Genomic DNA, 14,494 nt, shown 5'->3' on the forward strand with positions numbered 1-14,494 from the left:
ATTTTGCTTTGACTGAGCAAAACATCAGGCGAGGGAACATGCCGAACACTGCTTCACACCACAGCCTCGACCGCCCCTTTGCGGGCCTGGATCTGCTTTCCTCTGCGGTCGTATTGACCGACCACCAGCGGATCATCCGATATCTCAATGCCGGTGCAGAGAATCTCTTCGCAATCAGTCATCGCAAGCTGGTCGGCATGCCGCTGCACAAGCTGCTGGGCAAATCACCGACGCTCGACGCGGCACTCGACAATGCCCTGCAGTTGAACTGGAGCTATACCGGGCAGGACATCAAGGTGCCACGGCCGGATGGCGAAGCGTTGCGGCTGGACTGCACCGTTACGCCGGCCGAAGCCGACGGCGTGGCGCTGCTGCTGGAGTTTCGCCCGATCGACGCCCAACTGCGGGTGGCGCGCGAGGAGCAGTTGCTGCAGCAGCAGCAGGCCAACCGCGAACTGATCCGCAACCTCGCTCACGAGATCAAGAATCCGCTCGGCGGCATCCGCGGCTCAGCGCAACTGCTCGAACGCGAGCTGACCGACCCGGTGCTGCGCGAGTACACCGAGGTCATCATTGCCGAGGCCGACCGCCTGCAGGATCTGATGAACCGTCTGCTCTCAGCCCACAGCATCATGCGCCCCGCGCAGATCAACATTCACGACGTACTCGAACGCGTGCGTCGCCTGATTTTGGCCGAGTTTCCGCAGGTTACCGTCAAGCGCGATTACGACCTCAGCCTGCCGGAGCTGACCGCAGACCGCGAACAACTCATCCAGGCCATCCTCAACATCACCCGCAACGCAGCACAGGCCATGGACGGCGACGGCGAGATTCTGTTGCGCACCCGCGTGGCTCGTCAGGTCACGCTGGCCAAGCGCCGCTTCAAACTGGCACTGGAATTGCAAGTGATCGACAACGGCCCCGGAATCCCGGACGAGATCTGCGACAAGATCTTCTATCCGCTGGTGTCCGGACGCGAAGGCGGCAGCGGTCTGGGCCTGTCCATCGCACAGAGCTTTGTGGAGCAACATCAGGGGATGATCGACGTACAGAGCCAACCCGGCCGTACGTGTTTCACCCTCCTGCTGCCGATTTCCAACCGCGCATAGGGCTTGCCCCGGGCGCACCAGAATAGTGCATTGATCATGAATACCGTCTGGATCGTCGATGATGACCGCTCCATCCGCTGGGTGCTCGAAAAGGCCTTGTCGAGAGAGGATATCGCCCATGAGAGCTTCACCTCTGCGAACGATGCCATCGCCGCACTGGAGGACGCTCCGAATCCGCCCAGCGTGCTGATTTCCGACATCCGCATGCCGGGGCGCTCGGGGCTTGAGTTGTTGCAGCGGATGAAAGCCGAGCACCCGAGCGTGCCGGTCATCATCATGACCGCCTACTCCGATCTGGACAGTGCGGTGTCGGCCTTCCAGGGCGGCGCCTTCGAGTACCTACCCAAGCCCTTCGACGTTGATCAGGCGCTTGCGCTGGTGCAGCGGGCACTCGAACAGAGCACGCACCAGACCGGTGCGGAAGCTGAAACCCCGGTTGCCCCCGAAATTCTGGGGCAGGCGCCGTCGATGCAGGAGGTATTCCGGGCTATCGGACGCCTGGCTCAATCGCACGCAACCGTGCTGATCAATGGCGAATCAGGCGCCGGCAAGGAGCTTGTCGCTCGCGCCCTGCACCGCCACAGCCCGCGCCGCGACGCGCCATTCATCGCCATCAACACCGCCGCCATCCCGCGCGACCTGCTCGAATCCGAGCTCTTCGGCCATGAGCGCGGCGCCTTTACCGGTGCCGCTGCCCAGCGCCGTGGGCGTTTCGAACAGGCCGAAGGCGGTACGCTGTTTCTCGACGAAATCGGTGACATGCCGGCCGAACTGCAGACGCGCCTGCTGCGCGTGCTGTCGGACGGCCACTTCTATCGCGTCGGCGGCCAGCAACCAATCCGCGCCAACGTGCGCGTAATCGCCGCGACCCACCAGGACCTCGAAGAGCGCGTACGTCAGGGCCTGTTCCGCGAAGACCTCTTCCATCGCCTGAACGTCATCCGTCTGCGCCTGCCGCCGCTGCGCGAGCGCAAGGAAGACATCCCCATTCTGGTGCGCCACTTCCTGCAGAAGAGCGCCCAAGATCTCGGCGTCGACGCCAAGCGCATCTCCGAAGCAGCGCTGCGCCACCTGCAGGGTTTCTCCTTTCCCGGCAACGTGCGCCAACTCGAGAACGTGTGCCACTGGCTCACCGTCATGGCGCCGGGTCAGGTCGTCGACCTGGCCGATCTGCCGCCGGAACTGCGCGACCAGCCCAACGCTGCCCCCTCAGCCGATTGGACCGAGAGCCTCGCGCGGGACGTCGATCGCATGCTGGCCAACGCGCCCGGAGAAGTGTTCGAGAAGCTGTCGCACACCTTCGAGCGCACGCTCATCCGCCGTGCGCTGGTCGCTACCGGCGGGCGCAAGATCGAGGCCGCGCAGTTGCTCGGCATCGGGCGCAACACCATTACACGCAAAATCCAGGATCTGGACATCGAAGACGTCCGGCACGCATCCCTCGAGGCAGAGCACGGCGACTGAGCGCTTGCGGAACGGCGCTGCGTCGCGCTTGGTCCGCTTGCCGGGCTTGGCCGATAATGGCGCCTTTCAATCTGAGTCCGCCGGCGTGCCCCACTTGCTTTCCATGCACCGCGTTGCCGAACTGCTCGGCGACGCGGCGACCCATTTCTCGCTCGAATGCGTCGATGAATGCGCTTCGACCAATGATCTGATGAGCGCCCGTGCGCCGGCCGACGACGCTCTTCAGGTCGTGCTCGCACGCCGCCAAAGCGCGGGGCGTGGCCGCCGAGGCCGCGCCTGGCTGTCGCCGGAGGGTCAAGGGCTGACGTTTTCCTGCGCCTGGCAGCTCCCCGCAGACGCCCCGCCGCCGAGCGGCCTGTCACTGGTCGTCGGCCTCGCACTGGCAGAAGCCATGGAAATGCTCGGCGCCCGCGGCGTCGCTCTCAAATGGCCCAATGACGTACTGTGCGGCGGTGAAAAACTGGCCGGAATCCTTGTCGAACTGGTGTCCGGACAGCAACGCGCAAAGCGCGCAATCATCGGCATCGGCCTCAACCTGCGCACGACGCCGATCGCACTGCCGACCGGCGCAACCGCCCTGCGTGAGCATGTCGACCTGGCCCCTGCAGACGAGGAAGTACTGGCGATGGTGCTGAAGCAGTTGCGCGCGCGCTTGATCGATTTCAGCAAAGGCGGCTTTGCGGCGGTACATGCCGCGTGGCAGTCGCGCGACGCTTTTGCCGGACAGGCGGTGCGCATCTGCAGCGAGGCCGGCGACACGAACGGCATCTGCGACGGTGTGGCCGAAGACGGCGCTTTGCTGCTGCGCGACGCATCCCACACCCGGCGCATCCTGTCGGGCGAGGTTTCTCTGAGGCCCCAGTCATGAGACTGCTGCTGGACGCCGGCAACACGCGGGTGAAATGGGCGGTCGTCGACGGCGAACAGTGGCTGGCCGAAGACGCGTTTGCGCACTCTGAAACGTCTGGGCTGAGCACGACCCTGACGCGCTTTCCGGCGCTGCGCGAGGCGCTCGGCGTCAATGTTGCCGGGGATGCCTGTGCCGGCACCCTGCAGGAATGCGTCGCAGCGCATGACATTCCGCTGCGCTGGCTGCACGCCTCGCCCGACTTGTGCGGCGTGACCAACCTGTACGACCAGCCCGGCCAGCTCGGTCCGGATCGCTGGGCGGCCCTGATCGGCGCCCACGCCCTGCACGCCGGCCCGGCCATCGTGGTGTGTGCCGGCACTGCAACCACGGTGGACCTGCTCGACGCCGACGGGCGCTTTCACGGCGGCCTGATCCTCCCTGGCGAGGAGCTGATGCGTCGCTCTCTGGCGCGCGACACCGCACAACTCCCGCTCGCCGATGGCGATCCTCAGGACCCTCCACGCAACACCGTGGACGCCATCGTCACCGGCTGCCTGTATGCACAGACCGGCGCCATCGAGCGCATGTTCGCGCGCATCGCAACGCAAGCGAATGCGCTGTGCCTGCTGGCCGGCGGTAACGCTCTGCGCCTCGAACCGCTGCTGTCGGTGCCGGTACGCCGCATCGACAACCTCGTGCTGCGTGGACTCGCCGTGGTTGCCGCCGATTCCGACGCCGCGCGTGGCTGAGCCGGCGCGCAAATCAGGCGTCATGCGTTAAAGTGCGCGCATGTCACTACGGACCCTGCTGATCGTATTGCTGCTGCTCAACCTCGTCGCCTTTGCCGGCGGTCGCATGGGTTGGCTCGGCCATTCCGACCTGCGCGGCGAACCCGAACGGCTGACCAACCAGATTCGCCCGGACGCCATCGAACCGGGTGCCCGCCCGCCCACGGAAACCGCGCGAGCCGCGAGCAGCCGCAAGAACATCCCGCCCGCGGCGGATGCGCCCACGGAGCAGGCTCCGCAGCCAAGCCCTGAGCCATCGCTCGACTCCTGCACCGCCTACCGCGTGCGTGGGCGCACCGCACTGGCCGAAGTGACTAGGCTGGCGGAGACCCACCGTGACACCGTCACCCTCTCGCAGCAAACCCTTGAGGAGCCGGCCAACTGGCGCGTGCGCATCCCGCCCGCAGCCAGCGCCGAGGCTGGCGAGCAGCGCGTCGCCACCTTGCAGCAGCGCGGCGTGTCGGACATGTATCTGATCCGCGGAGAAGGCCCCAATCGCTGGTCGGTCTCACTCGGATTGTTCTCTACCGAAGGCGCTGCAGAACAGCGCCTTGAAGCCCTGCGTGCACAGGGCGTCAATAGTGCTGAAATCGTTCCCGGTACGATCGGTCAGTACCGCATCGAGCTGCGCGGCCCAGTGCCTGCGCTCGATGCGCTTGCAGCCAGTCTGAGCGCCGTCGTGGGGCCCGATGCAAGCGGGACCTGCTCACCGTGACCGTGACGGATCGTCCGTTCATCGTCGGTCTCACCGGAGGTATTGGCAGCGGCAAAAGCGCTGCGGCCGAGCGCTTCGCGGCTCTCGGTGCCGCCGTGGTGGATACCGATGCGATCGCGCACGAATTGACCGGTAGCGGCGGCGGAGCCATCACCAGCATTCGCGAACTGTTCGGCGACACCTTGATTGATCGCGCCGGCGCGCTTGATCGCGCTGCAATGCGCGCCCTCGTGTTCGCCGACCCAGACGCACGCAAACAGCTGGAAGCCATCCTTCATCCGCTGATTCGCACCGAAAGCGCGCTGCGCTGCGGCGCGGCAGTGGCGCCCTACGTCGTGCTGGCGGTGCCGCTGCTGATCGAGTCCGGGCACTGGCAGCAGCGCTGCGATCGGGTCTGCGTAATCGACTGCCCGGAAGACGAACAGGTGCGCCGCGTGGTCGCCCGCAGCGGCCTCGCTGCCGACCAGGTGCGCGCCATCATGGCTACCCAGGCGCCGCGTAAAACCCGCCTCGCCGCCGCTGACGACATCGTCGACAACAGTGGCGATCTCGCCGCCCTGCACCGCCAGATCGACGCGCTGCACGACCGCTATCTCGCAGCAGCAAACGCTTGACGCTGCGGGCCTGACGGTCGATTTCGCTGTGCTATCATCGTTGGCTGAAATACAGGTAACAGGCCATCAAAGGACCGGGCGCGAAGCAGTGATCAGTTACGAATACCCACTGAGCGAACGCATTCGCACACTGCTGCGTCTGGAAGACCTGTACGCCCGGCTCGGCTACTTCAGCAGCAGTGACGGCCCGCATGAACATCATGTGGCCCTGCTCACGCTGTTCGATGTGCTGGAAGTCGCCGGACGCACCGAACTCAAGGTCGATCTGATGCAGGAACTGGAGCGCCAGCGCCAGATCCTGATGGCCTTTCGCAACAACCCCGAGATTTCCGAGCAGGCGCTCAACGGCGCGCTGTACGAGATCGAACAGGCCTCATCCTCGCTCCAGGCAATGGCCGGCAAGGTTGGCCAGTACCTGCGCGAGAACGAGTGGCTGATGGCCATTCGCAGCCGTGCGGCGATCCCGGGCGGGGTATGTCAGTTCGACCTGCCCTCGTATCACTACTGGCTCAGCCGCGACGCCGTAACGCGACGCCACGACCTCGTCACCTGGGCGACCCCCATGCTGCCGATTCGTGACGGCCTCACCATCGTGCTGCGCCTGCTGCGTGCCAGCGGGCACACCGAATCACTGGTGGCGCGCAACGGTGGCCATCAGCTGGCGATGACCGGCCGCACGGCACAACTGGTGCGCGTGAGCATTGAAGGTGGCGGCCAGGTCGTCCCCGAAATTTCCGCCAACAAGTTCGCTCTGAACATCCGCTTCCTGTGTCCGGAAACCCTCGCGCGCCCGCGTCCGACCGAGCGCGACGTTCAGTTCGGACTGACTTTCTGCAGCATCTGACATGCCCGAACAAAAGCAACTGACGGTGAAGTGCCCACAATGCGGCACGCCGGTGAAATGGGAGGCGGCCAGCAAGTACCGCCCGTTCTGTTCGCAACGCTGCCGTCAGCTCGACCTGGGCGCCTGGGCCTCTGAAGAGTACCGGGTGGCGGCGGATGCGCCGCCCGACGACGACCAGGAACCTCCTCGCGACAACTAGGGCCTGTGGTCTCCAAGCGGCCCGCAGCAGCTGCCAAGCAACTACCTGAAAGCCCCCGGATGTACTGCGTCGCCACGTTTCAGCGACGAGGCGTTGGGAACAAGCCCTAGGCGCACCAAGCCGAGCGGATGCTCGCCACGCCGTGCGCGCCGTGAGCACGCGCCTCCCCTAGATGATCGCCCGAGAGGCCTCCCAGCCCAAGCACCGGCATCGGCAGGTCCCCGGCCAGCTCAGCAAAGCGCTTCCAGCCGATCCCATTGACGCCAGGATGCGTCAACGTCGGCCGGACCGGCCCGAGCAGCGCGTAGTCCAGCCCGAGGTGTGCCGCACGCTCAAGCTCTGAACGATCATGGCAGGACGCCCCGACCCACTCGAAATCCGGCCGGACATCGGTGTGCGCCAGATCCGTGCTTTTCAGATGTACGCCATCCGCCCCGGCTGCCAGCGCCACGCTCGGCGCGCCATTCACGAGCACGATTGCACCGTGTTCGCGCGCCCGGGCGAGGGTCTCGCGAGTGAAGTGCAGCAATGCATCGCGCGGCATGTCTGCCTCGCGAATCTGGATCAGCCGCAGGCCACCGACCAGCGCCGCCTCCACCCGCTGCAACTGTTCGTCGACGCCGATCTCGAGTGCGTGGGTGATGCCCATGAATGCAGGAAGGCGCAGCGCCTTCATCACAGGGCCATTGGCCGGAAGCATCGGGCCCACGTCGCTTGTTTCGGCAAATTGCCATGACAGCGCATCGTGCACGTGATCGTTGATCTCGCCTTCCCACTGGGTAACACGGAAAAAACGCAGGGTTACGCAGGCATGCTCGTAGTCATGCCGACGCACGATCCACGGCTCAACCGCGTGCACACGAATGCCCAACTCTTCATCGAGCTCGCGGATCAGTGCCGCAGCGGCATCCTCGCCCTGCTCGACTTTTCCGCCGGGGAATTCCCAGTAGCCGGGGTAGAACGTGCCCGGCGCACGGCGCCCGAGAAGAAAGGCGCCGTCTCCACGGACGATCACGCCCGCGGCCACTTCCACACGTTTGCCCACTCTCACACCAGCCCGGCGCGACCGGCGTAGTCACGAGCAAACTGGCTCGCCACGCGGCCGGAACGCGAGCCGCGCTGCAACGCCCACTGCAAAGCCTCGGCACGCGCGGCTTCAACGGCTTTGGCGTCGAGCCCGTAGGCTTTGAGCCAGTAGGAGACGATCTGCAGATACTCATCCTGCGAGAACGGGTAGAACGAAATCCACATGCCGAAGCGCTCGGACAAGGACACCTTCTCCTCGGTCGCCTCGCCCGGATGAATTTCACCGCCAACGTGCCGCGTCTGCAGGTTTTCGTCGTGATACTCCGGCATCAGGTGCCGGCGGTTTGAGGTGGCGTAGATCAGCACGTTGTCGGGCAGCGCCGCAACCGAGCCGTCGAGCACGCTCTTGAGCGCCTTGTAGCCAGGCTCGGCATCCTCGAAAGACATGTCGTCGCAGAACACGATGAAACGCTCTGGACGCTCCTGCACCATCTCGATGAGGTCGGGCAAATCGATCAGGTCATCCTTGTCGATCTCGATGAGGCGCAGGCCTTTCTTGGCGTAGGCGTTGAGAACGGCCTTCACCAGCGAAGACTTGCCGGTGCCGCGTGCGCCGGTCAGCAACACGTTGTTGGCGTAGCGGCCCTCGACGAACTGGCGGGTGTTGAGCTCGATGCGCTCCTTCTGATCGTCAATGTCGCGCAGATCCTTCAAGCGAATCGGGTGCGGCCGCGTCACCGGCTGCAGCCACGTACGCCCTTCACGTCGACGCCAACGGAAGGCAATGGCAGATTTCCAGTCGGGCTCCTGTGCGCCGGTCGGCAACATGCGCTCGACGCGCTCCAGAAGCTGTTCGGCACGAGTAAGGAAGCGTGCAAGTTCATTCATCGACGTTGTCATCCTGTTGCTTGTCCTTGCGCCGTTTCGGCAGCGTGAACCAGACGATGAGCAGAAGGAGAATCACCGCAATCGCGGCTTCCAGCAGAATCACCCACATCTTCGCTCCCTCGGGCATCAGACGGCCCGTATACTGTCGTTGCGCAATTTTCCAAGTTTACCCGAAGCCCACATGAATCCCTTGCTCCTGCGCGCGCTGCTGTCGTCCGCCCTGCTGGTCGCAACCGCGCCGGCCATCGCCAATCAGTGTCCGGCGCCGCCGGTCTGCCCCGTTTGCCCGGTGTGCGCCCCCGTCGATCAGCCCGAGCCGCCCCCCGCCCAGCCACTGCAGGAGGGAAGCTGGTCGCAGCTGCCGGACTGGTCGTCGGACCGACACGCAGAAGCCTGGCCGGCGTTGCTGCGCAGCTGCTCAGTCCTGTCCAAGCGGGCGGGCTGGGGCGACGTCTGCGCTGCAGCTGCGACGCTCGGCTCGTCGCCCTCCAACCGCCGGGCGCGCAACTTCTTCGAGAAACATTTCACGCCCTGGCTCGCGGTGAATCCCGACAACACCCGTGAGGGCATGGTCACCGGCTACTACGAACCGGTTATCGCGGGTAGCCGCACACCCTCTGCCAAGAGCCGCTGGCCGGTGCATGCCCCGCCCGCTGACATGATCTCGGTCGATCTGGCCGGCCAGCACTCCGATTTGCGTCACATGCGTTTGCGCGGCCGGCTGGTCGGCAACCGCCTGGTGCCGTACTGGACGCGCGGCGAGATCGCGGCGATGGGCGACGCATTCCCGGCCAAAGTGCTGTTCTGGGCCTCGGATGCGCTGGATCTCTTCTTCCTGCAGGTACAAGGCTCGGGGCAGATGCAGCTCGACGACGGTACGCGGGTGCGTGTCGGCTATGCCGACCAGAACGGGCACCCCTATTCCTCGATCGGGCGCTGGCTGGTGGAGCGCGGAGAGCTGGAACTGGACCGGGCGTCGATGCAGGGCATCAAGCAATGGGCGATTAACAACCCGCAGCGACTCGACGAATTGCTCAATGCCAACCCGAGTTACGTCTTTTTCCGCGAGTTGCCGCCAACGAACGACGGCCCGATCGGCGCCCTCGGGGTACCTCTTACGGCCGGACGCAGCATTGCCTCAGACCCGCGCTTCATTCCGTTGGGAGCACCGGTGTTCCTCGATACCACGCACCCGTTGTCGGATCGTCCGTTGCGCCGGATCATGATGGCGCAGGACACCGGCAGCGCCATTCGCGGAGTGGTGCGGGCAGACTTCTACTGGGGTACGGGGCCGGAAGCGGGCGAGCAGGCCGGACGCATGCGCCAGCAGGGGCGCATGTGGGTGCTCCTTCCGAAGGGAATGCAAGCCGGCCAATGAACATGGCCGGCAATGCCGGCCATGTGTGTCACTTCACTTCGGCGAAAATAGCCTCAATCTGCGGACCGGGCAGGTAACCCCCGACACGACGACCATCCGCAAAGAACAAGGTCGGCGTTCCCTGGATGCGCAGCTTGCGGCCGAGCGCCACATTGGCCTCTACTGCAGACGTATCGCACTTCGCCGAGGGCGGCGTCTTGTTGTCCAGAATCCATTCATTCCAGGCCTTGGCCCGGTCGCTCGCACACCAGATGTTGTGTGACTTGGCGACTGAATCTGCCCCCAGCAACGGATACAGGAAGGTGTAGACGGTGACGTTGTCCATCAACGCCAGTTCGGCCCCCAAGCGCTTGCAATAGCCGCAGTTCGGGTCTTCAAAGGTGGCAAGCACGCGAGAGCCGTCGCCACGCACTTGCTTGATTGCGTTCTTGAGCGGGAGGATGGAAAAGTCGATCGCGGAAAGTTGATTGCGGCGCTCTTCGGTTACGTCGACGCGCCGGGCCGTGTCGATGACGCGACCGTCGATGATGAATCCCACCTTCTCGTCGGTGTACAACAGATCGCCGCTCTTGAGCAGCACCTCGTACATGCCGGCATACGGCGTCTTGCGTACCGACTCTACGGCGGAGTCGCCGATGAACTTGTTCATCGCCTTCTTCACCGTCTCTTCATTGGCGTGCGCCATGCTTGCGCACAGCAATGCTGTTGCGCACATCACCGTGCGCAGCGTGTTGATCGACATGCAGTTCTCCGTTTCAGAATTTGCCGTTGGTCGCGTAGCGGACAAGAGCGTTGGTTAAGACCGGCAGCCGCGCCGTAAGGTTCATACCCCGGTTGCGTACTGTGCGCACAAGGGGGTTATCGGTAACAAACAGACGGTTCAGGGCGTGTGTCAGCCCTTGCAGCAGCGCGGGCTCCTCGGCACGGGCGCGAGCGTAGGCGCGCAGCACCGCGAGCTCGCCAGGGTCGCGCCAGGCGGGCAGCCCGTTCAGCCGTTCCGCCAACGCTGCGGCATCACTGAAGCCGAGGTTGATGCCGTGACCGGACAGGGGATGGATGGCGTGCGCAGCGTCGCCGATCAAGGCCAGGCGAGGGCGCACGGTCTCAGCGACGCGCAGCAAGCGCAAGGGAAACGCAGCTGCCGGCCCGTCTGCCTGCATCGCCCCCAGTGCCCGACCTCCGGCCTCGGCAACCCGCTGCTCAAATGCTTCGGGCGCGAGCGCCATCAGGCTTTGCGCGTGGGCCTCTGGCGCGGACCATACGATCGAGACGCGGTTGTCCGGCAGCGGCAGCCACGCCAGCACGCCGTCGTCCCGAAACCATTGCCGCGCGATGTTGCGATGCGGCTTCTCGCAACTGAAGTTGGCCACCACGCCCAACTCGCCATACGGCGAAATCGAGGCCGAGAGGCCGGCCTGCTCGCGCACCCAGGAATCGGCGCCGTCTGCGCCAACGATCAGCTTTGCGCGAAGACGCCGGCCGTCATCGAGACGCAGGCTTGCATCGGAATCGCTGATCTCAAGCTCCGACGGTGTGGCCGGACACAGCAATTCAACGTTGTGCTGACGCCGCAGCGTTTCCCACAGCTCAAGGTGCATGTGGGACGACTCGACGATCCAGGCCAGTTCGCCAACCCCAGCGTCATACGCAGCAAAATCGAGACGTCCGCCGGCGTCACCGTGGATGGCCATGCCGTCCACGGGCACCATGCGTGCCGTATCAAGATGACTCCAGATACCGATGCCGTCGAGAAACACCCGGCTGGCAGGACTGACGGCATAGATGCGCTGATCCCAGCCCTGCGGACGCATCGGCGGGCGAGCCTCAATCAACGCCACGCGGTGACGGCTGCCGCGCAAGGCTACTGCCAGACTCGCTCCTGCAAGCCCACCACCAACAATCAGGACATCAAAATCCATGTTCGGACACCAGCGGGAAACCGGCCCATTCTGCCCGAGCACTGCGCTGAAGTCACTGAAAGCCCTGCCTCAGACCGAAGACGGCTGCTTGGCCGGCATGCCCACATCGTCAGCCGCCTTTGCAGATGCAGCCGCGGCGGCGAGTGCCTCATCGGCAAGCGCCATGTCGCCCCAGCGCACGACCTCGATACGGCCATCCAGGTACTCCACCACTGCACTGCAGGTATCGACCCAGTCCCCGCAATTGAGGTAGCGCACGCCGCCTACATCGCGATCGGCAGGCCAGTGGATATGGCCGCAGATCACGCCATCCATGCCGCGCTGGCGTGCCGCATGGACGATTGCGTCCTCGAAATCAAAGATGAAGCTCGCGGCCTTCTTGACCTTTTGCTTCGCATAGCCGGCGAGCGACCAGTATCCAGGCCTTCGAAACAGGCGACGCAAGCGCGAGATGAACAGGTTGATGCGGACCAGCGCGTTGTAGGCGACATCCCCGAGCACCGCCACCCATCGATGGTGGCGCGTCACTTGATCGTATTCGTCACCGTGAATCAGCCAGTACTTGCGGCCGTCCGCCGCCACGTGAATCCAGTCACTCTCGACGCGGATGTCGCCGAAGGACACACCGGCATACTCGCGCAAAGCCTCGTCGTGGTTGCCGGGGATGAAAATCACCTGAGCACCGTGGCGCGCCCGGCGCAGCACTTTCTGAACGACCGTGTTGTGCGATGGCGCCCACTGGATGCTGCGATTCATCGCCCAGAAATCCACGATGTCGCCCAGCAGATACAGATGATCCGCTTCGTACTCGCGCAGAAACGCAAGCAGCCGATCCGCCTGACATGCCCGGGTCCCGAGGTGCACATCCGAGATGAAGATCGCGCGAACATGTGTCATTGCGCCTCCTTCCAGACTTCCAGCAACGACGCCGCAAAGCGATCGTTGATCGCTCCCCAATCGATCCCCATCGCCGTAATGCGGGCTTGCAGCCCCATCTCAGCCCGTTGTTCCGGTGCGGCGGCGGCCGCCCGAGCTGCTGTAATGAAGCCGCTGGCGTCGTCAAAAGTGGCGAGCATCCCGTTCTCTCCTGAACGAATCACATCTCTGGCCGCGGCGTAGTCGTAAGCCACAACGCACAGGCCACTGGCCATTGCTTCGAGGGTCACGTTCCCGAAGGTCTCGGTCACACTCGGGAACAAGAACAGGTCGGCCGATGCGTAGTGGTGGGCCAGATCGACGCCCGTCCGCATCCCGGCGAAAACGCAATCCGGATTCTCGTCAGCCAGCCGCGCGCGCATGGGTCCGTCACCGACCAGGACGAAACGGGCCTCCGGTCGTTCGACCTGAATGGCCCGGAAGGCCTGCATTGCGAGCGGGAGATTCTTTTCGGCCGCGAGGCGCCCCACATACAGAACCACAAGCTCGCCTTCGGCTACCTTCCACGAGGCCCGCAACGCCTCATCGCGCCGAGAAGGATCATAGAGAGCCGTATCCACGCCGCGGGCGACGACGTCGACACCCCGATACCCTTGGTCGAGCAGCGTGCTCGCCATCGCCGAAGTAGGTACAAAGGTGCGTGCGGTGCGATTGTGAAAGCCTCGCAGATACGCAGAAACCGGCTTGCGCAGCCACCCCACACCGTAATGCCGGCTGTAGTGGTCGAAATTGGTGTGGAAATCCGAGGTCACGGGAATACGCAACTTTCTGGCGGCGGATACAGCACTCCAACCCAGAGGGCCTTCAGTCGCAACGTGGACCAAATCCGGGCGCTGCCGCTGCCACAGCTTGCTCAGGCGAGTACGTGCAGGCAGCCCAAAGTGCAGGCCATCGTACCGGGGCAACTTCCAGCCGCGCGCGAGCACCTCATCGTAATCGCCGTCAGAGAGAGGTTTGTCCAGCGCTGTTTGCCGGGGTCGGATCAGTTGCACTCGGTGGCCACGGGCAATCAGACCCTCGACCATGCAACGCAGTGTCATTGCGACACCATTAACCTCCGGAGGATAGGTCTCGGTAACCAGCGCTATGCGCAGACCGGGATTGCTCCAGAGTTCCTCTGCATCAAGAGAATCAGAATTCATGGCATCGCAGCATAGGCTGCGATGAATACAGAATTGTGACGGCCGAATGCAAAACGCAATAAAACCATCAACAGAACAGAATCAGGCCCCATACAGTGGCGAGCATGATCAGCGCGAGCAACACCGCTGCGCTACCGATGTCCTTCGCGCGCTTGGCCAGGAGGTGATCATCGAGAGAAATGCGATCCACTGTGGCCTCTATGGCCGAGTTGATCAGTTCGACCAACAACACCAAAAGCACGCTGCCAACCAACAGCGCCTTCTCGACCCCACCCTCTCCGAGCCAAAAACCGAGCGGCACAAGCACCAGTGCTAGCAACACCTCCTGACGGAATGCGTCCTCGTGGCGATACGCAGCCGTAATACCCGCCATCGAATAATGAAAGGCATTCCAGATGCGTCGAAAGCCGGATTTCCCCTTGTGCGGACTTTCCATCATGCCGATTCCTCGCCAGACATCACGCCGGATCATGCCAGCAAACCATGACGAACACGCGTCATCCGTGCGGTAGACGCAAAAAAGCCCGCTCGATTTGAGCGGGCTTTTTGCATATGGGGTTAGTCTGACGATGACCTACTTTCACACAGGTATCTGCACTATCATCGGCGCGGGCCTGTTTCA

General features: G+C 64.0%; 16 protein-coding genes. 9 read left to right on the forward strand and 7 right to left on the reverse strand.

Going from position 1 to position 14,494, the window contains the following annotated elements; all coding sequences use genetic code 11:
• Positions 1-38 precede the first annotated feature (38 nt).
• From glnL to AC6H0N_RS10080, 8 genes are all read left to right on the forward strand, one after another.
• On the forward strand, positions 39-1,109 hold the full coding sequence (gene glnL, locus AC6H0N_RS10045; RefSeq protein WP_497573956.1) for a nitrogen regulation protein NR(II): 1,071 nt from the start codon (positions 39-41) through the stop codon (positions 1,107-1,109).
• A gap of 36 nt (positions 1,110-1,145) precedes the next feature.
• Positions 1,146-2,573, forward strand: a complete 1,428-nt coding sequence (gene ntrC, locus AC6H0N_RS10050) for a nitrogen regulation protein NR(I) (RefSeq protein WP_497573957.1) — start codon at positions 1,146-1,148, stop codon at positions 2,571-2,573.
• A gap of 85 nt (positions 2,574-2,658) precedes the next feature.
• A complete protein-coding gene (locus AC6H0N_RS10055; protein WP_497573958.1) occupies positions 2,659-3,441 on the forward strand; it encodes a biotin--[acetyl-CoA-carboxylase] ligase in 783 nt (260 codons plus the stop codon).
• Complete coding sequence (locus tag AC6H0N_RS10060) at positions 3,438-4,172, forward strand: type III pantothenate kinase (protein ID WP_497573959.1); 735 nt, start codon at positions 3,438-3,440, stop codon at positions 4,170-4,172. Before AC6H0N_RS10055 ends, AC6H0N_RS10060 begins: the two co-directional genes overlap by 4 nt.
• Positions 4,173-4,212: 40 nt before the next feature.
• Positions 4,213-4,926 (forward strand): SPOR domain-containing protein, encoded by a 714-nt coding sequence (locus tag AC6H0N_RS10065; protein WP_497573960.1) that lies wholly within the window; start codon positions 4,213-4,215, stop codon positions 4,924-4,926.
• 2 nt (positions 4,927-4,928) lie between these two features.
• A complete protein-coding gene (coaE, locus tag AC6H0N_RS10070) occupies positions 4,929-5,540 on the forward strand; it encodes a dephospho-CoA kinase (protein ID WP_497573990.1) in 612 nt (203 codons plus the stop codon).
• An 88-nt stretch (positions 5,541-5,628) separates the two neighbouring features.
• Positions 5,629-6,384: a cell division protein ZapD gene (gene zapD, locus AC6H0N_RS10075; RefSeq protein WP_497573961.1), complete on the forward strand. Its 756-nt coding sequence runs from the start codon at positions 5,629-5,631 to the stop codon at positions 6,382-6,384.
• Position 6,385: 1 nt separating this feature from the next.
• Complete coding sequence (locus tag AC6H0N_RS10080) at positions 6,386-6,583, forward strand: DNA gyrase inhibitor YacG (RefSeq protein ID WP_497573962.1); 198 nt, start codon at positions 6,386-6,388, stop codon at positions 6,581-6,583.
• Positions 6,584-6,689: 106 nt separating this feature from the next.
• Here the strand turns inward: AC6H0N_RS10080 and AC6H0N_RS10085 are convergent, their stop codons facing one another.
• Together AC6H0N_RS10085 and AC6H0N_RS10090 are read right to left on the reverse strand one after the other, a co-directional pair.
• The gene (locus tag AC6H0N_RS10085) at positions 6,690-7,628 is read right to left on the reverse strand and encodes a Nudix family hydrolase (protein WP_497573963.1); all 939 of its coding nucleotides are present in this window, start codon (positions 7,626-7,628) and stop codon (positions 6,690-6,692) included.
• Positions 7,629-7,630: 2 nt separating this feature from the next.
• Positions 7,631-8,497 (reverse strand): ATP-binding protein, encoded by an 867-nt coding sequence (locus AC6H0N_RS10090; protein ID WP_497573964.1) that lies wholly within the window; start codon positions 8,495-8,497, stop codon positions 7,631-7,633.
• Between the two features lie 181 nt (positions 8,498-8,678).
• Between AC6H0N_RS10090 and mltA the strand changes: the two genes are divergently transcribed.
• Positions 8,679-9,875, forward strand: a complete 1,197-nt coding sequence (gene mltA / locus AC6H0N_RS10095; RefSeq protein WP_497573965.1) for a murein transglycosylase A — start codon at positions 8,679-8,681, stop codon at positions 9,873-9,875.
• Positions 9,876-9,903: 28 nt separating this feature from the next.
• Here the strand turns inward: mltA and AC6H0N_RS10100 are convergent, their stop codons facing one another.
• From AC6H0N_RS10100 to AC6H0N_RS10120, 5 genes are all read right to left on the reverse strand, one after another.
• The gene (locus AC6H0N_RS10100; protein WP_497573966.1) at positions 9,904-10,617 is read right to left on the reverse strand and encodes a DsbC family protein; all 714 of its coding nucleotides are present in this window, start codon (positions 10,615-10,617) and stop codon (positions 9,904-9,906) included.
• Between the two features lie 13 nt (positions 10,618-10,630).
• Positions 10,631-11,794, reverse strand: coding sequence for a UbiH/UbiF family hydroxylase (locus AC6H0N_RS10105; protein ID WP_497573967.1), 1,164 nt, complete (start codon positions 11,792-11,794; stop codon positions 10,631-10,633).
• A gap of 69 nt (positions 11,795-11,863) precedes the next feature.
• The gene (locus tag AC6H0N_RS10110) at positions 11,864-12,691 is read right to left on the reverse strand and encodes a UDP-2,3-diacylglucosamine diphosphatase (protein ID WP_497573968.1); all 828 of its coding nucleotides are present in this window, start codon (positions 12,689-12,691) and stop codon (positions 11,864-11,866) included.
• Complete coding sequence (locus AC6H0N_RS10115; RefSeq protein ID WP_497573969.1) at positions 12,688-13,872, reverse strand: glycosyltransferase family 4 protein; 1,185 nt, start codon at positions 13,870-13,872, stop codon at positions 12,688-12,690. Before AC6H0N_RS10115 ends, AC6H0N_RS10110 begins: the two co-directional genes overlap by 4 nt.
• Before the next feature lie 67 nt (positions 13,873-13,939).
• Entirely contained in the window at positions 13,940-14,308 is a 369-nt protein-coding gene (locus tag AC6H0N_RS10120) for a diacylglycerol kinase (protein WP_497573991.1), read from the reverse strand.
• Positions 14,309-14,494: the final 186 nt, after the last annotated feature.

The sequence above is a fragment of the Pseudazoarcus sp. NS34 genome (genome assembly GCF_059703725.1).